The sequence below is a fragment of the Nocardioides sp. cx-173 genome, assembly GCF_021117365.1.
In the GTDB taxonomy this organism is placed as follows: Bacteria; Actinomycetota; Actinomycetes; order Propionibacteriales; family Nocardioidaceae; genus Nocardioides.
The window spans coordinates 686099-704641 of the sequence record NZ_CP088262.1 but is presented as its reverse complement, the minus strand read 5'-3'; the positions used below and the strand labels follow the sequence as shown (position 1 = coordinate 704641).

Below are 18543 nucleotides of genomic sequence, written 5' to 3'. Positions count from 1 at the left end.
GCCCGGTGAGGTTCCCGCTCCGTCGACCGGTCGACGCCACCGCCGCCCCCGACGGCGCAGACGACGCAGCCCCGCCACCGCCGCGCCCGCCCCGCGGCCGTCCGGTGGCGGCGTACGCCGGCGTGCTGGACGGGCGCCACCTCTGGCTGGCGGTCGACGCCGCGCCCGGCTCGCTGGCCCTGCGCGAGACCGACTCCGGCGACGTCGTCTCGCTGCCCAGCGAGGTCGACGACGACGACCCCGCCTACCGGTCGGTCCGGGTCGACCTCGCCGGCCTCGCCGGGGCGTCGTACGACGCCGTGCTGGTCCCCGGCAGCGGGGGCCGGGCGCGGGCGGTGTGGACCGCCCCGCTGCCGCACGACTCGCTGGTGCGCACACCGGCGTCCGAGGACGGCCGGTACCGCTGGGACCTCGGCCGCCTCGACGACGGCACGCTGCGCCTGACCCGCGTCGAGCTCCCGGAGACCGTGCTGCTGCGACGGGTGGGCCTCGCCGGCGACAGCTTCGTGCTGACCACTGACCCCGTGCCCGAGCCGGTGCTCACGCTCGTCGGCGACACGGGCTCGGTCCTGGAGCGGCCGATGTCGCCGACCCCCGACGGCCTGCTCGAGGCCACCCTGTCGCTGGCCGACCTGTCCCTGACCGACCTGCCGCCGGGCGCCCCGGCGGAGACCCGCGTGCTGGTGGGTGGGCTGCCGGTCCGGCGCCGGCGCCACGACCTGAGCCGGCCGGGCATCGGCGTCATCCTGCCGGCGCTGTTCGACGGCGACCACGAGGCCGCGCGCGTGCGCGTGACGCCCGACGGCCTGCTGGGTGTGTGGCTCGACCAGCGCACGGGAGGGGCCGCATGATGCGGATCGCGTTCCTGGTCGAGGACATCGACCGGCACAACGGGCCGGCGCGGGTCGTGACGACACTGGCGCGCACGCTGGCGCGCGACCACGACGTCCAGGTGATCGCCCTGCACCGCAGGCTCGAGCGCCCCCACTTCGACCTCGGGCCGGACCTGCGCCCCCGCTACCTGGTCGACCTGCGGGACCCGAAGGCACCGGCCACCGTCGAGCCGGGACTGGCACCCGAGCCCCAAGGCCTGCGGCTCTTCCAGCGCACGTCGGCGATGACCCCGTGGCTGACCGCCCTGGACGACGTCGCCCTCGAGGCGGCGCTGCCCGTCCTCGACGTGGACGTCGTCGTGACCGTCAGCCGCTCGCTCCTGGCGGCGGCGGTCGAGCTGCTGCCCGACCAGACGGTCGTGGTCCACCAGGAGCACCGGGCGCTCGTCGAGATGCGCTCCGGCAACGAGGCGCTGCTGAAGTACGCGCCGATGGCCGACGTGGTCGCGGTGCTCTCCGAGACCTCCGCCGAGTGGCTGCGGGGCAGCCTCGGCGAGCTCGCCCCCGAGATCGCGGTGGTCCCCCACCCGCTGCCCCCCGGCTTCGCACCCCGATCCCGGCTCGACCAGCCCACGATCATGGCGGCCGGCCGGCTGGCCCCGGACCGGCAGTACGCCAAGCTGGTGCAGGCCTTCGGCGAGATCGCCGACCAGATCCCCGACTGGCGCCTGCGCATCTGGGGCAAGGGCTCGCAGCGCGGCGAGATCGTGCGCCAGGTCCACAAGTGGGGGCTCTTCGACCGCGTCGAGCTGCCCGGCGACCACACCGACATGGCGGGCGAGTGGGCGAAGGCCTCGATCTGCGCCATCTCCTCTCGCACGGAGGGCTTCCCGCTGTCCGCGCTGGAGGCCATGGCCGCGGGCGTCCCGGTGGTCAGCTTCGACTCCGCCTCGGGGCCCCGCGAACTCATCGACCACGACCGCAACGGCCTGCTGGTCGGCCCCGAGAGCATCTCCGGGATGTCCGCGGCGCTGCTGCGCCTGGCCCAGGACTCCGAGCTCCGCGCCCGCCTGGGCGAGGGCGGCGTTCGCACCTCGCACCAGTACGCCGCCACGTCGATCGCCGAGCGCTGGCACGGCCTGTTCGCCGACGCTCGCGCCCGCCGCGCCGGCCGCGGCCGCCTGACCGCGCGGGCGCTGGCCAGGCCGGCGCGGCGCCGCACCACCGGAGCGCCCGTCGCCGAGGTCCGCGACGTCACCCCGGCGCAGGCCCGCCACGCCGCGCTGTCCCTGGCCGTCGAGACCGCCCGGCAGAGCACCGAGCAGTGGCTGGTCGTGCCCGGCGACCACACGGCGCCCACTGCCGTCGTGCTGCCGATGGCCGCCCGGCGCGACTTCCTCGAGCGCCTCGCCGCGGCCGACGCGCCGGCGTACCTCTGCCTGCGTGACCCGGGCCTGAGCGGCTGGCCGGAACGGCGCGGATCCCTTGCGCAGCTCGCGACCGAGCTGCGCCGCGGGATGACCTCGGTGGTCGCGATCGAGCCCTGGCCCACCCACGACGGCAGCCCCACCGTGCTGGCGCACGGCTGCTCGGTCGACGTGGAGTTCTGGGAGTCCTCGCCCTCCGGCGACCTGCTGGCGCCCCGGCGCAACCGCTACGCCGACCGGATCCCGCACGACGTCGCCGCCGTCGAGCACGAGGTCGACGGGGTGGCGGTCCGCACGCTGCCGCTGATGGCCGCGCCCAGCGTCGAGCAGTGCGCGTTCGACGTCGACGTCGTCTACACCTGGGTCGACGGCAACGACCCGGCGTGGGACGCCGCCCGCGAGCGCCGCCTTTCCGAGACCACAGGCACCGCCCAGACCCGCGAGTCCAGCGGTCGCGCCCGCTTCGTCGACCGCGACGAGCTGCGCTACTCCCTGCGCAGCATCCACCTCTTCGCGCCCTGGGTGCGCCGCATCCACCTGGTCACCGCCGGGCAGGTCCCGGACTGGCTCGACACCGCGCACCCCGCGATCAACCTCGTCGACCACCGCGACATCCTGCCCGCGGACGCCCTGCCGACCTTCAACTCGCACGCGATCGAGACCTCGCTGCACCGCATCGAGGGCCTGAGCGAGCACTTCCTCTACTTCAACGACGACTTCTTCCTGGCCCGCCCGGTCCACCCCGAGGCGTTCTTCAGCCCCGCCGGGCTGTTCGCCACGTTCTTCTCGCCGACCACGATCGGGCTCAGCGACCTCCCCGACGCGCCGCCCTTCCTGAAGGCGGCGTGGAACAACCGCCGGCTGCTCTTCGACGCCTTCGGCGCAGTGACCACCCACAACCTCGCGCATGCGCCGTACCCCCACCGCGTCTCGGTGCTCGAGGAGATCACCGAGCGCTTCCCCGAGCAGGTCGCGGCGACCAGCCGCTCGCCGTTCCGCTCCGAGACCGACGTGTCGATGCTCAGCTCCCTGGCCCAGCACTACGGCCTGCTGACCGGCTCGTCGTACGTCGGCGCGGCCGACCTGTCCTTCGTCAACCTCGCCAACGCCGACGTCGAGCGCCAGCTCGACCAGGTCCTGGACCGCGACCAGGACTTCATCTGCCTCGGCGACCACCACGACCATGCGCTGCCCCAGTCGCGCCTCGCGCAGCTGCTGCAGGAGTGGTACCCCGCCTACTTCCCGGTGGCCGCGCCGTGGGAGCGCGGCGGATGAGGGCGGTCTACGCCCGGATCCTCGACGGCGAGCGGCTCTGGCTCGCCGTGCCCGCGCGACCCGGGGCGACGCTCACCGTGCGCGGGCTGCCCGCGGGCGAGCGAGCCCTGCCGACCGAGCACGACGCCGGCCTGGCGACGGCACGCGTCGACCTGGCCGGCCTGCTCGCCGGCTCGGCGGAGCCCGAGGTGGCGCTCACGTTCGCGCTCGACGGGTCGCCGGTCGAGTGGGGCGGCGGGCCGCTGCCGGGCCCCACGAAGGTGCCCCCGACCCGCGACGGCCGGTGGCAGCTGCGCGTCGAGTCCGAGCAGGGGCGGCTGCGGGTGCTCCGGGCCGCGACCGAGCCGGTCGTGCCGGTGACGGCCGTGACCAGCGACGAGGAGGGCGCGCTGCTGCGCCTGCCCGTCGACGCCGGGGCCGAGCTCGTGTCCGTGCACGACGAGCGGGTGGTGGGCTCGACGGCGGTGGGGCCCCACGGCCTGGTCCGCCCCGACCTGCCGCCGGGCCGGCTCGCGGTCCGCACCGGCGGCCGGATGCTGCCCGTCGTACGCCGCGAGCGTGACCTGAAGCGCCCCAACTTCGCCGTCGCGCTGCCCGCGACCCGCACCGGACGGCTCCGCTGGCTGCCCGAGGGCGGGCTCAGCATCGCCGAGGAGGAGCGATGAGGATCGCCTACCTGGTGCCGAGCATCCACGACATGGGCGGCACCGCCAGCGCGATCGCGACCCAGGCCAGCGCGATGGCGCGCTTCCACGACGTGGAGGTCTACAGCGTCTACCGCGAGACCGAGACCTCGCACTTCCCGCTCGCGCCCGGCATCCCCGTCCACGACCTGGTGGACCTCACCGGCGACCAGGACGAGTCGCCGCTGCGCGGGGCGCCGCCGCTGCTCAACCGCGCCGAGTGGGACCCGACGCTCGACGCGCTCGCCGAGGTCGCGCTGGAGGCGGCGCTGCCCACCGTGACCGCCGACGTGCTCGTCACGGTCACCCCGGCCCTGCTCGCGCTGGCCACCCAGCTGGTCCCCTCGCGCACCGCGCTGGTGCACCAGGAGCACCGCTCCTCCTCGCAGCGCGTCGCCGGCCTCGAGCCGCTGCTGACCTTCGGCCCGCGCGCCGACGTCGTGGCGATGCTGACCGAGCCCATGGCCGTGTGGCTGCGCGAGCAGCTCGGCGACAACGCGCCGCGGGTGGTGGTGATGCCCAACGCGGTGCCCCCCGGCTACCGGCCCCGCTCGACTCGCGAGACCCCGCTGATCGTCGCGGCCGGGCGGCTGATGGGCGAGAAGCAGTACCCGCGGCTGGTCTCCGCGTTCGCCACGATCGCCGACCGGATCCCCGACTGGCGGCTGCGCATCCTGGGCGAGGGCACCGCGCGCTTCGAGATCATGAGCACGGTCCGCAAGCACCGGCTCTGGGACCGCGTCGAGCTGCCCGGGCCGACGACCGACATGGCGAGCGAGTGGGCCAAGGCCTCGATCTCGGCGCTGACGTCGCGCTCGGAGGGCTTCCCCCTGGTGCTCCAGGAGGCCATGGCCGCGGGCGTGCCCGTCGTCTCGTTCGACTGCCCCTCCGGCCCGCGCGCGATCATCGACGACGGCGTCGACGGGCTGCTCGTCGCGCAGGGCTCCGAGCCGGCGCTCGCCGCGGGGCTCCTGCGCCTGGCCACCGACCGCGACCTGCGCGACCGGCTCGGCGAGGCGGCGCTGGCGAAGGCCGCCACCTGGGACGTCGAGGTCATCACCGCCCGGTGGCGCGAGGTCTACGAGACCACCGTCGAGCACCACGACCCGTCCCGCCGGGGCACGGCGCGGCTGCGCGCGCGCCATGCGGCGGCCGTGGCGGCGCCTCCGGCGCCGGCCCCCGGGGTCACCCCCGCCCAGGCCCGGGCCGAGGCGCTGCGGGCCGCCAGCGCGGCGGCCGCGGCCGCCTGCGACGACTGGTTCGTGATCCCCCCGCACGCCGACGAGACGGTCCTGGTGGTGCCGATGAGCGCCCGCCGGGCGTTCCTGGACGCGCTGGCCGCCGGCGACCTCGCGCCGTACCTCTCGCTGGTGGATCCCGAGCTGCGGGGCTGGCCGGAGCGGCGCGGCACCCCCGGCGAGATCGTGCCCGCCCTGCGGCGCGGGCGCACCAGCGTGCTGATGGTCGAGCCGTGGCCGACCACGGACGGTCGGCCGTCGCTGCTGGCCGGCTGCGGGCTGCGCGTGGAGTTCTGGGAGGAGGACGCCGACGGGGAGATGCACACGCCCGGCCCGGCGCGCTTCGCCACGCACGTGCCCCGCGGCGGCGCCACCTCCCGCACCCGGGTGCAGGACGTCGACGTGCCGACCTTCGAGGCGATGGTGGGGCCGACCCCCGAGGAGTGCCGCTTCCCGGTCGACGTCGTCTACACCTGGGTCGACGGCAGCGACCCCGAGTGGGACGCCGGCCGGCGACGCCGGCTCGCCGAGAGCACCGACGAGGCCGTGCAGAGCCCCGCGGCCAGCGGGCAGGCGCGCTACCTCGAGCGCGGCGAGCTGCGTGCGTCGATGCGCAGCGTGCATCTCTTCGCGCCGTGGGTACGCCGGATCCACCTGGTCACGGCCGGCCAGGTGCCCGCCTGGCTCGACACCGAGCACCCGATGGTCCGCGTCGTCGACCACCGCGAGCTGCTGCCGCCCGAGGCGCTGCCGACGTTCAGCTCCCACGCCATCGAGACCGCACTGCACCGCATCGACGGGCTGGCCGAGCACTTCCTCTACCTCAACGACGACATGGTGCTGGGCCGGCCGACCCGGCCCGAGCGGTGGTTCTCCCCCGCCGGCGCGTGCGCGGTGTTCCCCTCCAGCGGCGTCCTCGGCCTGCCCGGCCAGGACGACCTGCCCTACCTGCACGCCGCCGCCAACAACCGCCGGCTCCTGCAGGAGGCGTTCGGCGTCACCACCACCCGCACGCTGCTGCACGCGCCGTACGCGCACCGCGTGTCGGTGCTGGAGGAGATCACCGAGCGGTTCGCCGACGCGGTGGGCGCCACCGCCCGCTCGCCGTTCCGCTCCGAGACCGACGTGTCGCTGCTGAGCTCGCTGGCCCAGCACTACGGGCTGATCACCGGCACCGCCTACGTCGGCGAGATCGACTACACCTTCGTCAACCTCACCGTGCCCGACGTGAAGCGGCGGCTGACCCGGCTGCTCGACCGCGAGCAGGACTCCTTCTGCCTCGGCGACCACCACGACTTCGCGCGGCCGCGTGAGGTCGTCGACCAGATGGTGGCCGAGACCCTCGAGGCCTACGTTCCGGTGCCCGCGCCGTGGGAGCGGCCGCTCTAGGAGCGACGGAAGAGCCCGCGACGGGGCTCGGTGCGAGCGCCGAGCTCGCGCTCGACGTTGGCCCGCACCGTGCGCCGTACGTGCGCCTCGCGGGCCTTGGTGTGGTCGATCGCGATGGCGACCGCGTGGTCGTGCAGGCGCGCGTAGCGCTCGCGCAGCCCGGCGAGCTCCTCGGCGACGGCGGCGTCCTGGGGGCTGTCGACCAGCGCGTTCATCAGCTCCCAGGCCCGCTCGGCGAGGTCGCGCAGCTCGTCGGGCACGTCGAGCTCGTCCCAGTCGATGCGGGCGCGGTGCAGCCGGGTGTCGATGAAGTCGTCGACGGCGGCGTCGCCCGCGGGGTCCAGGGTCAGCTCGAGCTGCTCGGCCGCCCGGCCCAGCGCTCCGCGCCAGTCGGCAAGGAGGTCGAGGTGGCGGACGAACGCCCGCTCACCGCGGGTGGCGACCTCGGTCTCGAACGCGCCGTTGACCCACGCCGCCACGTTGGCCGTCGCGCGCTGCCGCCGGAAGCCCGGCGTCTCGTCGGCGAGGTACGCCGAGTCCCGCGAGCCGGCGACCTCCACCGGGTGCCGCAGCATCGTGAGGAACGCCAGCTCCCGGCCGGTCTTCGGCACGGCCGCCCGCCAGACGTCGTGCAGCCAGAAGGCCCGCGGGTCCTTGACCAGCACCTGGGCATGGCCGTCCTGCTCGGCGAGCCAGTTCACCAGACGCTCCCGCGCCTGCGGGTCAGCCGCGGCGCGCGCCGCCAGCGCGGCGGCCTCCGGCCGGGCGTCGATGGTGCGCACCGGGGCGCGGCTGAGCAGCTCCTTGTGGAAGTCGACGACCCACTGCGACTCGTAGAACCCCCGCGGGTTGGTCTCGTCGGCCTCGACCAGCGGCGGCGGGATGTACAGCCCGAGCCGGGCGAGCGCGCCCGCAACGGTGCTGGTCCCGCTGCGCCCGGACCCGGTCACGAGCAGCACGCGGCGGCGGGTCTCGGTCACGCGGACGACCCTAGCCGAGCCGGTTGCCGTCCTCGTCCCAGTGCTCGGCCACCTTCTTGCTCGGCTGCACGCGCGGCGGCTCGCCGGGCATCTTCGGGTGGTCGGGCGGGTAGTTCAGCTCGCCGCCAGGCAGCTCCTCCCACAGCCGCAGCAGCGGCTCCAGCGAGAACGCCTCGTCGTCGATCGTGGCCCACGGGTCGCCGTCGGCCAGCCGGTCGGGCACGGTGAAGAGGTTGAAGACGCTCGGGTCGGTGACGTCCGGCAGCTCCTCCCAGGTGAGCGGCGTCGACACCGGGGCGCCCGGGATCGGGCGCAGGGAGTACGCCGACGCGATCGTGCGGTCGCGGGTGTTCTGGTTGAAGTCGACGAAGATCCGCTCGCCGCGCTCCTCCTTCCACCACGCCGTGGTCACCTGGTCGTCGCGGCGCTCCAGCGCCCGACCGAACCCGATCGCGGCGTGCCGCACGTCGGCGAACTCCCACTCCGGGCGGATCCGCACGTAGACGTGGATGCCGCGGTTGCCCGACGTCTTCACGTAGCCCCGCAGGCCCAGCTCCTCCAGCAGCTCACGCGCCACGCCGGCCACCCGCACGGCGTCACCGAACGTCGTGCCGGGCTGGGGGTCCAGGTCGATGCGCAGCTCGTCGGGGCGGTCGACGTCGCTGCGGCGCACCGGCCACGGGTGGAAGGTGAGCGTGCCCATGTGGGCGCACCACACCGGCACCGCGATCTCGGTCGGCACGATCTCCTCGGCCGGGCGCCCGGATGGGAAGGTGATCTCGACGCTCTCGAGGTAGTCGGGCGCGCCCTTGGGCACGCGCTTCTGGTAGAACGCATCGGCCTTCTGACCGGGCCGCCCGGTGGCCAGCTTGATCCCAGGGCGGACGCCGGCCGGCCAGCGCTCCAACGCGGTCGGCCGGTCGCGCAGGGCGCGCATCAGTCCGTCGTCGACGCTCGCGAAGTACTCCGCGACCATCAGCTTGGTGACCTCGGGCGTGGTCTCGGTCGCCTCGTAGATCACTCGGTCCGGGCTGGACACGCGCACGGCGCGTCCCCCGGCGTCGACCTCGGCGGCTGGCGGCTTCGGCATGCCGTCAACCTAACGCGACAGCACCACCGTGGGCTGGAACGTCGGGCGCCGGTCCAGGTCCTCGCGCCCGGGCCGCACGAACTCGAAGGCCGCGGTCGTGACCAGCACCCAGGCCTCGACGGCCTCGTCCTGGCCCAGCACGCCCTCGCCCACACCGTCGTACGCCGCCAGCAGGGCCGTGGCGCACGCCTCGTGGGTCGGCGGGAAGTGGAAGGCGTTGCGGGCCTCCTCGCGCGCGGTGCCGAGGAACGCGATCGGCCGCCCCAAGCCGGCCCCGCACACCCCGCAGACGCGGCTCAGCGCGCACTGCGTGACCCGGCGCTTGTCGAGGTCCTGCGGGCTCGAGCACGCGAACGGCACCGGCACGCCCAGCCGCGGGTCGAGCGGCAGCTCGGCGAACGTGGTCGGCGCGGCGTCCATCAGTCGTGCTCCCGCTCGCGGGGGCTGCGCGCGTAGGAGCCGAGCTCGCGACGCCGCGGCTGGCGCTCGGAGTCCGAGCGCCGCTTGCGGTCGCGCGGCGGCTCCTCGGCGGTGTCGCGGCGCTCCGGCGGGGCCGGGTCGTCGGAGCTGGTCATGTGGTTGGGCAGCGACAGCTTCATGATCGTGCGCAGCGCCTGGCCGTACTGGCGGTGCAGCGGGCCGGTCGTGTACGGGATGTCGTACTTGTCGCACAGCGCCCGCACCTTGACCGCGATCTCGGGGTAGCGGTTGCTGGGCAGGTCGGGGAACAGGTGGTGCTCGATCTGGTAGCCGAGGCTGCCGCTGAGCACGTGCAGCGTGCGGCCGCCCTCGAAGTTGGCCGAGCCGAGCATCTGGCGCAGGTACCACTCCGCGCGGGTCTCGTCCTCGAGCTCCTCCTCGGTGAAGTGCAGCGCCCCGTCGGGGAAGTGCCCGCAGAAGATGATCATGTAGGACCACAGGTTGCGCGCCAGGTTGGCGCTGGCGTTAGCCACCAGCGTGGTCTTCCACTGCCGACCCGACAGTGCGGGGTAGACGATGTAGTCCTTGAGGATCTGGTTGCGGCCCTTGCGCGCGATCTGGCGCAGCTGCCGCTTCATCTCCTTCGGGTCCTTCTCGCCCTTGCGGATCCGCTCCAGGTCCAGGTCGTGGAGCGCGACGCCCCACTGGAAGAGCGAGGCCAGCAGCGCGTTGTAGACCGGCTGCCCGAGGTAGTAGGGGTGCCACTTCTGCTCGCGCGCCATCCGCATGATGCCGTAGCCGATGTCGTTGTCATGGCCCAGCACGTTGGTGAACTGGTGGTGCACGTAGTTGTGCGAGTGCTTCCACTGCTCGGCCGGCTGGGCGGTGTCCCACTCCCAGTTGCTGGAGTGGATCTCCGGGTCGTTCATCCAGTCCCACTGGCCGTGCATGATGTTGTGGCCGATCTCCATGTTCTCCAGGATCTTGGCCAGGCCCAGCATGCTGCCGCCCAGCACGGCCGCCGGCACACGCGTACGGCGCGACTGGGTGCCCGCCATCAGCGTCACCCGGCCGGCGGCGGCGAGCCCGCGCTGGAGCTTGATCAGGCGGTTGATGTACGCCGCGTCATCGGCGCTGCGCGACTCCTCGATGTCGGCGCGGATCGCGTCGAGCTCGCGTCCCAGCTGCTCGACCTCGTCCTCGGTGAGGTGGGTGTACTCCTTGACGTCGGCGATGGCCATGTCAGGTCTCCTTTCGTGGTGCTCGGTGGTTGAGGTGCGAGCGAAGCGAGCCCATACGGTGGTTGAGGTGCGAGCGAAGCGAGCCTCGAAACTCAGATGTCGAGCGTGCAGTCACCCACGGCGGCGGTGACGCAGGTCTGGACGGGCTCGTTGGGCTGGCCGAACTCGTCTCCGCTGCGCAGGTCGCGGATGGTGCCGGAGACGAGGGTGACCGTGCAGGTGTGGCAGATGCCCATGCGGCAGCCGTAGGGCATCCCGACCCCGGCCTCCTCGCCGGCCTCGAGGATGGTCGTGGCGCCGTCGGCGTCGACGGACTTGCCGGAGTTGCGGAAGCTGATCGTCCCGCCCTCGCCGCCCTCGCCGCCGAGCTCGAGGGAGAAGCGCTCCACGTGCAGGCGGTCCTCGAGGCCCGCGGACTCCCAGTGCTCGGTGGTGGCGTCGAGCATGGGGCCCGGGCCGCAGGCCCAGGTCTCGCGGTGATGCCAGTCGTCGCACACCCGGTCCAGCTCGGCGAGGTCCAGGATCCCGTCGACGTCGGTGTGCAGCTGGTGGAAGGTGAACGACGGGTGCTTGTCGGCCAGGGCGGTCAGCTCGTCGCGGAAGATCATCCGCTCCGCGGTCGTCGAGGAGTAGTGCAGGACGACGTCGGGCATCGTGTCGCGCCGGTCGAGCGTGCGCAGCATCGCCATCACCGGCGTGATGCCGCTGCCGCCGACCAGGAAGAGCGCCTTGTCCGGCGGCGGGTCCGGCATCACGAAGTCGCCCTCGGGCTTGGCCAGCCGCACGATGGTGCCCGGCGCCAGCCCGGAGACCAGGTGCGAGGACAGCTTGCCCTCGGGCATCGCCCGCACCGTGATCGAGATCGTGCGCCCCCGCCGCCTGGGCGGGGAGCTCACCGAGTACGAGCGCCACTGGAACCGGCCCTCGACCTGCACGCCGATGCCGACGTACTGCCCGGGACGGTGCTCGTAGTGCCAGCCCCAGCCGGGGCGGATCACGAGCGTGGCGGCGTCGTCGGTCTCCGGGATGACCTCCTCGACCCGCCCCCGGAGCTCGCGGGAGCTCCACAGCGGGTTGAGCAGGGAGAGGTAGTCGTCGGGGTGCAGCGGCGTGGTCAGCTTCGACCCGGCCTTCCGCACGCGCTCCCAGGGGATCGTGGTCACCCCATTCAGTGAACAGGTGTTGACTGAGCACGTCAACCGGTCGTCGGGGTGACTTGGGTCGCCCCTTACGGTGGAGCCCATGAGCTATCAGGTGGAGAAGACCGACGAGCAGTGGCGCGAGGAGCTCTCGCCCGAGGAGTACGCCGTCCTGCGCAAGGCGGCCACGGAGCGCGCGTTCACCGGGGAGTACACCGACACCGAGACCACCGGCATCTACCGCTGCAAGGCGTGCCAGGCCAAGCTCTTCGAGTCCGACACCAAGTTCCACTCCGGCTGCGGCTGGCCGAGCTTCTACCAGCCGATCAGCGACACGATCGAGTACCTCGAGGACGACTCCGCCGGCATGAGGCGGGTCGAGGTCCGCTGCGCCAACTGCGGCTCGCACCTGGGACACGTGTTCCCCGACGGCTACGGCACGCCCACCGGCGACCGCTACTGCATCAACTCGATCTCGCTGACCCTCGAGCCGGTCGACCCCAAGACCGACTGACCCGTCACCAACTGACGCAACTCCCCGCTGACCCGTCACAAAGTTTCTGACGGGTCAGCGGTCGGGAGGTCAGGGGAGGCGCTCCACGAGCTCGGCGACGGGGGTCAGGGAGCCGGTGTAGAACGGCACCTCCTCGCGCACGTGGCGGCGGGCGTCGGAGCCGCGCAGGTGGCGCATCAGGTCCACGATCCGGTAGAGCTCGTCGGCCTCGAAGGCCAGCATCCACTCGTAGTCGCCGAGCGCGAAGCTGGCCACGGTGTTGGCGCGGACGTCGGCGTAGTCGCGGGCCATCTTGCCGTGCTCGGCGAGCATCCGGCGGCGCTCGTCGTCGTCGAGCAGGTACCACTCGTAGGAGCGCACGAACGGGTAGACGCAGATGTGCCGCTTGGGCTCCTCGTCGTTGAGGAACGCCGGCACGTGGCTCTTGTTGAACTCCGCGGGGCGGTGCAGCGCCATCTGCGACCAGACCGGCGCGAGGCGGCGCCCCAGCTCGGTGCGGCGGAAGCGGTGGTAGGCCAGCTGCAGCTCCTCGCTGGTGGTCGCGTGGACCCACAGCATCAGGTCCGCGTCGGCGCGCAGGCCGCTGACGTCGTAGACGCCGCGCACGATGACGTCGGCCTCGGCGAGCTCGGCGAAGAGCTTCTCCGCCTCGGCCCCGATGGCGGCACGGTCGGCGTCGTCGCCGAGGACGGTCTCGAGCTTGAACACCGACCACATCGTGTAGCGGATGGAGTCGTTGATCTCGCGGACCCGGGCGGCCTTGGACTGCGTCTCGCTCATGAGTCCATTGTGCCGTCGCCGCGCACGGCCTCGGCAGCGGCCCGGTGCGCGGAGGCCACGACGGCCGCGATCCCCACGCCGTCGTACGCCGCACCGCACACCGCCAGGCCGGGCACCCCGGCGACGTCGGCACGGATGCGGGCCACCCGGTCGAGGTGCCCCACGGCGTACTGCGGCAGCCCGCCGCCCCACCGCTGGACGTGGGTGTCGACCGGCCTCGCGTCCAGGCCAGTGGCGTCGGCCAGGTCGGCGAGCGAGACGGCCACGAGCTCCTCGTCGGAGGCCTGCAGGGCGGCCACCTCGCCGTGGCGACCCAGCGAGGTGCGCAGGTGCACGACCCCGGCGGCGGCGCCCGCGGAGCGCACCCAGTCCCACTTGGCGAAGGAGAACGTCGCCGCCTTGATCCGCCGACCGTCGATCGGCGGCACCAGGAAGCCGGACGAGCCGCTCTCCTCCAGCGCCGCGACGTCCGCCGCCCGGAACGCCAGGGTCACGACCGCCATCGAGGCGTACTCCACGTCGCCGAGCTCGGCGGCGGCCACCGGCGCCACGCCGGCGAGCAGCCGCGCGGTCGGGGCCGCGGGCGTGGCAAGCACGACCGCGTCGGCGCGCACGCGCTCGGTCGCCGTGGTCGGACCGACGCCCAGCACGAAGCCGCGTCGGTCGCGCTCCAGCGACCGGACGGTCGAGCCGGTGCGCACGTCGAGCCGCGCGCTGAGCGCCTCGGTGAGCCCGCCCATCCCGCCGGGCAGGCCCGCGAAGACCGGCAGGTCGTACGTCGTGGGGATGGCCGCGGCCTGCTCCAGCAGCGACCCGCGCTCCGCGAAGGCGACGAGCTGCGGGACCGACGCGCGCGCCGAGAGCAGCCGCGCGTGACCGGCGTAGACGCCGCCGAGCAGCGGCTCCACCAGGCGGTCGGTCACCTCGTCGCCGAAGCGGTGGGCCACCAGGTCGCCGACCGAGAGGTCGCCCTCGATCCGCTCGGGCGGCAGCGACGGCTCCTGGCGCACCCGCGCCAGCCCCGCCTCCGACAGCACGCCGGACGCGGCGAGCTGCTCCAGGTCGAGCGGGACGCCCATCAGCGAGCGCGGCAGCGGGCGCAGCGCCCCGCGGGTCCAGATCCGGGACGACGCGAGCGCCGGGTGGACGACCTCCAGCCCGAGGGCGCGGGCGAGGCCGACCCCCTCGGGGCGGCGGTTGAGCATCGCCTCGGCGCCGACGTCGACCATGACTCCGGCGACCTCGTGGCGCAGGATCTTGCCGCCGGTGCGCGGGGCGGCCTCGAGCACCAGCACGTCGTGCCCGGCGCCGGTCAGGTCGTGGGCGGCGGTGAGGCCGGCGACACCGGCCCCGACGACGACGACCCGGCTGCCCACCCCCTCATCGTCTCAGACCACTGCGCAGACCCTCGTGCCGCCGCGACCGGGTGCACGGTCGCGACGGCACGAGGTGATCGGGAGGACTCAGGCCGGCTTGGCCATCTGTCCGAAGCCGCTGCGGTGGAACAGCAGCGGGAGCGAGGTGTCGGCGTGCTCCACGGCGTGCAGCTCCAGCAGCACGATCGTGTGGTCGCCGGCCTCCACCTCGCGGTGGATGGTGCAGTCGAAGCGGGCCAGGCCCTCGTCGAGGGTGAGCGCGCCGTCCTCGGTGGCGGTGACGTCGATGCCGTCGAAGCGCTGGTCGACGGGTCCCGCGAGCTGGCGGCAGACGTCGCCGTGGTGGGCGGCCAGGATCGTCACCCCGACGTGCTCGGCGCGGCGCAGGTCCGGCCAGGTCTTCGAGGTGTTGGCGATGGAGAACGACACCAGGGGCGGGTCCAGGCTCACCGAGGTGAACGAGCTCGCCGCCAGGCCGATGCGCCGGCCGTCGACCTCCGCGGCCACGGCCACGACGCCGCTGGGGAAGATCCCGAACGCCTCGCGCAGCCGCTGCGGGTCGAGGTCCTGGTTGGTCGAGAGCGGGCTCACGCTCATGCGCGGGCTCCCGCAGCGGACTCGAGGAGGGCCCGGGCCACCGGACGCGCGGTGGCCAGCCACTCGGCGTACGCCGTCGGGTCGTCGTAGGCGCTGTCGAGCACGTACAGCCCGCGCAGGGACACCGGCGCGCCGATCTCGGCGAGCACCGGGCGCAGCGTGAGCTCCGGGGCCAGGGCGTGACCGCGCCCCGCCCCCAGCATCAGCGGTACGGCGATCCCGCGCAGGCCGGTGCCGCGCTGGGGGGCGAAGCGGTCGAGGAACAGCTTGAGCAGGCCGGTGTAGGTGGCCTTGTAGGTGGGGCTGGCGACCACCACGAGGTCGCTCTGGCTGACCCTGCTCACCAGGTCGTTGACGTCCCCGTCGCCCCAGTCCAGCAGCCCGGCGCCGAGGGGCGCCAGGTCGACGACGAGGTCGGGCGCCTGGCCGCTCAGCTCGGTGGCCAGGTAGGTGGCGGCGTCCAGCGTGCGCGACGCGGGCCTGGGGTTGCCGACGACGACCGCGACGCGGCCGCTCACGAAGCCGCCCTCGCGCCGGCGGAGGCACCGAACGGCACGGACGCGGCAGCGGCGACCGGGGCGGGGTGCTCCCACCGGCCGCGCCGCGCCAGCTCCGGCAGCACGCCCTCGCCGAAGGCGTAGGACTCCTCCAGGTGCGGGTAGCCCGACAGCACGAACTCGCTGATCCCGACCTCGGCGTACTTCTCGATCAGGTCGGCGACCTCGGTGTGGCTGCCGACCATCGCGGTGCCGGCACCCCCGCGGACCAGGCCGACGCCGGCCCACAGGTTGGGGTAGATCTCGAGGCCGTCCTTGGAGCCCTGGTTGAGCTCGAGCATCCGGCGCTGGCCCTCCGACTCGCTCCGCTTGAGCCCGGCCTGGACCTTGGCGATCTGCTCCTCGTCGATGCCGGCGAGCAGTCGGTCCGCCTCGGCCCAGGCGGCCTCGGAGGTGTCGCGGGCGATCGTGTGCAGGCGGATGCCGAAGCGGAGCTCACGCCCCTCCTCGGCGGCCAGCTTGCGGATCCACGCGACCTTCTCGGCGACGGCCTCGGGCGGCTCGCCCCAGGTGAGGTAGACGTCGGCGTGCTTCGCCGCGACGTCTCCGGCCGCGGGCGACGAGCCGCCGAAGTAGATCTCGGGCAGCGGGTCGGGGATCTGGGTCAGGGTGGCGTCCTCCACGGAGAGATGCCGGCCCTCGTAGGTGACGGTCTCGCCGGCCCACAGCCGGCGCACGATGGTGAGGAACTCGTCGCAGCGCTCGTAGCGGCCCTCCTTGTCCAGGAAGTCGCCGAACATCCGCTGCTCATGGCTCTCGCCGCCGGTGACGACGTTGAGCAGCAGCCGCCCGCCGGAGAGGTTCTGGAACGACCCGGCCATCTGCGCGGCCAGGAACGGCGCGGTGAGGCCCGGGCGGAACGCGACCAGGAACTTCAGCCGCTCCGAGACCGAGCTGAGCATCGCGGTCGAGACCCAGGCGTCCTCGCACCACGCGCCGGTCGGCGTGAGGGCCGCCTCGAAGCCGAGCTGCTCGGCGCTGCGCGCGATCTGGCCGAGGTAGGGCACCGACGCGGGACGACCCGACGCGCTGGCTTCCACGCCGTGGCCGCCGCCCACGACCTGACGGCCGTCACCGCCGTTGGTGGGCAGGAACCAGTGGAACCTCAGCTTGCTCATGCGGGCCTCCTTCGGCGTTTCACGCTTATGTGTATCAGATTGCTGGACTTTTGTCGGGGACGCAAGTCGGAGCGCCGGGAACCGACCCGGTCGCCGCGCCGTCGAAGCGACATGACCCACGCCGCCACCGGCCTTCGCCGTCGCCTCACCACGGCCGCACTCGCGGTCCTGCTCGTCACCACGGTCGCCGCCTGCTCGTCCGGGTCGGGCGAGTCGCGCGACTCGGGCGGCGGCGACGCCGCCTCGTCCGAGGCCGAGGCTCCCGCAAGGGGCGCCGACGCCGACCGGCCCGACGGCCTGTCCGCGCTCGACGACTCCACCGGCCGCAACGTCGCAACCGGCCCGGCCGACGTGGCCGACGTCGCCGACGAGCGCAAGCTGATCTCGCAGGGCAACGTGCAGCTGCGCTCGGAGGACGTCGAGCAGGCGCTCTTCGACGTGCAGCAGGTGGTGGACACCGTCGCCGGCGAGGTCGTGCAGAAGGACACCGCCACCGGGGAGGCCGGAGCGGCCACGCGGGCGCGGCTGGTCCTCCGGGTGCCCTCCGCACGCTTCGACGAGGCGATGGCGGGCCTGGAGGACGCCGCCGACCTGGTCACCTCGAGCAGCAACGTCCAGGACGTCACGACGAAGGTGCTCGACGTCGACATCCGGGTGCGGGTGCAGCGGCGCAGCATCCAGCGGATCGAGGTGCTGCTGGACCAGGCTGAGAGCATCCGCGACATCGTGGCCGTCGAGCGGCAGCTGTCCACCCGCCAGGCCGACCTGGCCTCGCTGGAGCGCCAGCAGGCCTACCTCGCCGACCAGACCGCCCAGGCCACGATCACGCTCTCGATCGAGCGGACCAAGGCGCCAGCGGACAAGGCGGAGGAGAAGGAGGACCGCGAGGGCTTCGTGGCCGGTCTCGACAGCGGCTGGACCGGCTTCAAGAACGTCACGGTGGCCCTGGCGACGGCGCTGGGCGCGGCGCTGCCGTTCCTGCTGGTGCTGGCGCTGCTCGCCTGGCCCGCGCGGCTCCTGGTCCGGCGGCTGGCGCGCCGGCGTACCTCCCCGGTGGTCGAGGCCTGACCCCTGACGGGCCGGAGCCCCCGGGCCGGGCATCATGGACGGGTGCCCTCCGAGACCAGCCGCCTTGCCGTCCTGATCGACGCCGACAACACGTCCCCGAAGCACGCGGGGGCGGTGCTGCGGGAGGTGGCCCGCTACGGACTGCCCACGGTCAAGCGCGCCTACGGCGACTGGACGACGCAGAACCTCGTGGGCTGGAAGAACACGCTCCCCCAGCACGCCATCCAGCCGGTGCAGCAGTTCGCCAACACCTCAGGCAAGAACTCCACCGACTCCGCGATGATCATCGACGCGATGGACCTGCTCTACGCCGGCCACCTGGACGGCTTCGCGATCGTGTCGAGCGACAGCGACTTCACCCGCCTGGCCACGCGGCTGCGGGAGTCCGGCCTGACCGTCTACGGCCTGGGCGCCCGCAAGACGCCCGCCTCCCTGGTCGCCGCGTGCGACCGGTTCATCTACCTCGAGCTGCTCGACGCCGACACCAAGGAGGAGCAGCAGGCCGAGGAGGCGGACGTCGAGTCGCCGGCGCGCCGGCCGGACCTGCGCCGGATCCTGGTGGCCGCGATCGACAGCACCTCGCACGACGACGGCTGGGCCTCGCTCGGCGCCGTCGGCAGCTACATCAGCGCGAACAACCCCTCCTTCGACGCCCGCGACTACGGCTCGCCGCGGCTCGGCGCCCTGCTCAGCGCCCAGGACTACCTCGAGGTCGACCTCTCCGCCACGGGCCAGGCCCGCGTCCGACTCAAGGCGCCCACGAAGGCGCCCGCGAAGAAGGCCACCGCCCGCAAGCGTGCGGCGAAGAAGGGCTAGCG

The 18543-nt window shown here is 73.7% G+C and carries 17 protein-coding genes; 7 read left to right on the top strand and 10 right to left on the bottom strand.

Annotated features, from left to right (window positions below; all coding sequences use genetic code 11):
- The first annotated feature begins 5 nt into the window (after positions 1–5).
- From LQ940_RS03275 to LQ940_RS03260, 4 genes are read left to right on the top strand one after another with little or no spacing between them, the layout of a single operon-like run.
- Positions 6–851 carry a hypothetical protein gene (locus LQ940_RS03275; protein ID WP_231244434.1) on the top strand — a complete coding sequence of 282 codons (846 nt, stop codon included), beginning with the start codon at positions 6–8 and terminating at the stop codon, positions 849–851.
- Entirely contained in the window at positions 851–3535 is a 2685-nt protein-coding gene (locus LQ940_RS03270; RefSeq protein WP_231365068.1) for a stealth conserved region 3 domain-containing protein, read from the top strand. Before LQ940_RS03275 ends, LQ940_RS03270 begins: the two co-directional genes overlap by 1 nt.
- Positions 3532–4200, top strand: coding sequence for a hypothetical protein (locus LQ940_RS03265; protein WP_231244436.1), 669 nt, complete (start codon positions 3532–3534; stop codon positions 4198–4200). Before LQ940_RS03270 ends, LQ940_RS03265 begins: the two co-directional genes overlap by 4 nt.
- Positions 4197–6845 carry a stealth conserved region 3 domain-containing protein gene (locus tag LQ940_RS03260; RefSeq protein ID WP_231244437.1) on the top strand — a complete coding sequence of 883 codons (2649 nt, stop codon included), beginning with the start codon at positions 4197–4199 and terminating at the stop codon, positions 6843–6845. The genes LQ940_RS03265 and LQ940_RS03260 overlap by 4 nt, the downstream gene beginning before the upstream one ends.
- On the opposite strand, the gene LQ940_RS03255 is transcribed toward LQ940_RS03260, so the two are convergent.
- The 5 genes from LQ940_RS03255 to LQ940_RS03235 form a co-directional block, all read right to left on the bottom strand.
- Positions 6842–7825, bottom strand: coding sequence for a sulfotransferase family protein (locus tag LQ940_RS03255; protein ID WP_231244438.1), 984 nt, complete (start codon positions 7823–7825; stop codon positions 6842–6844). The genes LQ940_RS03260 and LQ940_RS03255 overlap by 4 nt on opposite strands.
- Before the next feature lie 10 nt (positions 7826–7835).
- Positions 7836–8915 (bottom strand): DNA polymerase domain-containing protein, encoded by a 1080-nt coding sequence (locus LQ940_RS03250; protein ID WP_231244439.1) that lies wholly within the window; start codon positions 8913–8915, stop codon positions 7836–7838.
- 9 nt (positions 8916–8924) lie between these two features.
- On the bottom strand, positions 8925–9335 hold the full coding sequence (locus LQ940_RS03245; protein WP_231244440.1) for a hypothetical protein: 411 nt from the start codon (positions 9333–9335) through the stop codon (positions 8925–8927).
- A complete protein-coding gene (locus tag LQ940_RS03240) occupies positions 9335–10576 on the bottom strand; it encodes a fatty acid desaturase family protein (RefSeq protein ID WP_231244441.1) in 1242 nt (413 codons plus the stop codon). Before LQ940_RS03240 ends, LQ940_RS03245 begins: the two co-directional genes overlap by 1 nt.
- Before the next feature lie 92 nt (positions 10577–10668).
- Complete coding sequence (locus LQ940_RS03235) at positions 10669–11739, bottom strand: ferredoxin reductase (protein WP_231244442.1); 1071 nt, start codon at positions 11737–11739, stop codon at positions 10669–10671.
- A 79-nt stretch (positions 11740–11818) separates the two neighbouring features.
- On the opposite strand from LQ940_RS03235, the gene msrB reads away from it, so the two are divergent.
- The gene (msrB, locus tag LQ940_RS03230; RefSeq protein WP_231244443.1) at positions 11819–12229 is read left to right on the top strand and encodes a peptide-methionine (R)-S-oxide reductase MsrB; all 411 of its coding nucleotides are present in this window, start codon (positions 11819–11821) and stop codon (positions 12227–12229) included.
- Between the two features lie 69 nt (positions 12230–12298).
- Here msrB and hemQ read toward each other — a convergent pair whose 3' ends face one another.
- The 5 genes from hemQ to LQ940_RS03205 form a co-directional block, all read right to left on the bottom strand.
- A complete protein-coding gene (gene hemQ, locus LQ940_RS03225; protein WP_231244444.1) occupies positions 12299–13009 on the bottom strand; it encodes a hydrogen peroxide-dependent heme synthase in 711 nt (236 codons plus the stop codon).
- On the bottom strand, positions 13006–14385 hold the full coding sequence (gene hemG / locus LQ940_RS03220) for a protoporphyrinogen oxidase (protein WP_231244445.1): 1380 nt from the start codon (positions 14383–14385) through the stop codon (positions 13006–13008). The genes hemQ and hemG overlap by 4 nt, the downstream gene beginning before the upstream one ends.
- Positions 14386–14472: 87 nt before the next feature.
- Positions 14473–14982 (bottom strand): flavin reductase family protein, encoded by a 510-nt coding sequence (locus tag LQ940_RS03215; RefSeq protein WP_231244446.1) that lies wholly within the window; start codon positions 14980–14982, stop codon positions 14473–14475.
- Positions 14979–15500 carry an NAD(P)H-dependent oxidoreductase gene (locus LQ940_RS03210; protein ID WP_231244447.1) on the bottom strand — a complete coding sequence of 174 codons (522 nt, stop codon included), beginning with the start codon at positions 15498–15500 and terminating at the stop codon, positions 14979–14981. Before LQ940_RS03210 ends, LQ940_RS03215 begins: the two co-directional genes overlap by 4 nt.
- Positions 15497–16657: an LLM class flavin-dependent oxidoreductase gene (locus LQ940_RS03205; protein ID WP_231244448.1), complete on the bottom strand. Its 1161-nt coding sequence runs from the start codon at positions 16655–16657 to the stop codon at positions 15497–15499. The genes LQ940_RS03210 and LQ940_RS03205 overlap by 4 nt, the downstream gene beginning before the upstream one ends.
- A gap of 111 nt (positions 16658–16768) precedes the next feature.
- Here LQ940_RS03205 and LQ940_RS03200 point away from each other — a divergent pair, with 111 nt between their 5' ends.
- Positions 16769–17725: a DUF4349 domain-containing protein gene (locus LQ940_RS03200; RefSeq protein ID WP_231244449.1), complete on the top strand. Its 957-nt coding sequence runs from the start codon at positions 16769–16771 to the stop codon at positions 17723–17725.
- A 42-nt stretch (positions 17726–17767) separates the two neighbouring features.
- Positions 17768–18541 carry an NYN domain-containing protein gene (locus tag LQ940_RS03195; protein ID WP_231244450.1) on the top strand — a complete coding sequence of 258 codons (774 nt, stop codon included), beginning with the start codon at positions 17768–17770 and terminating at the stop codon, positions 18539–18541.
- Positions 18542–18543 lie beyond the last annotated feature (2 nt).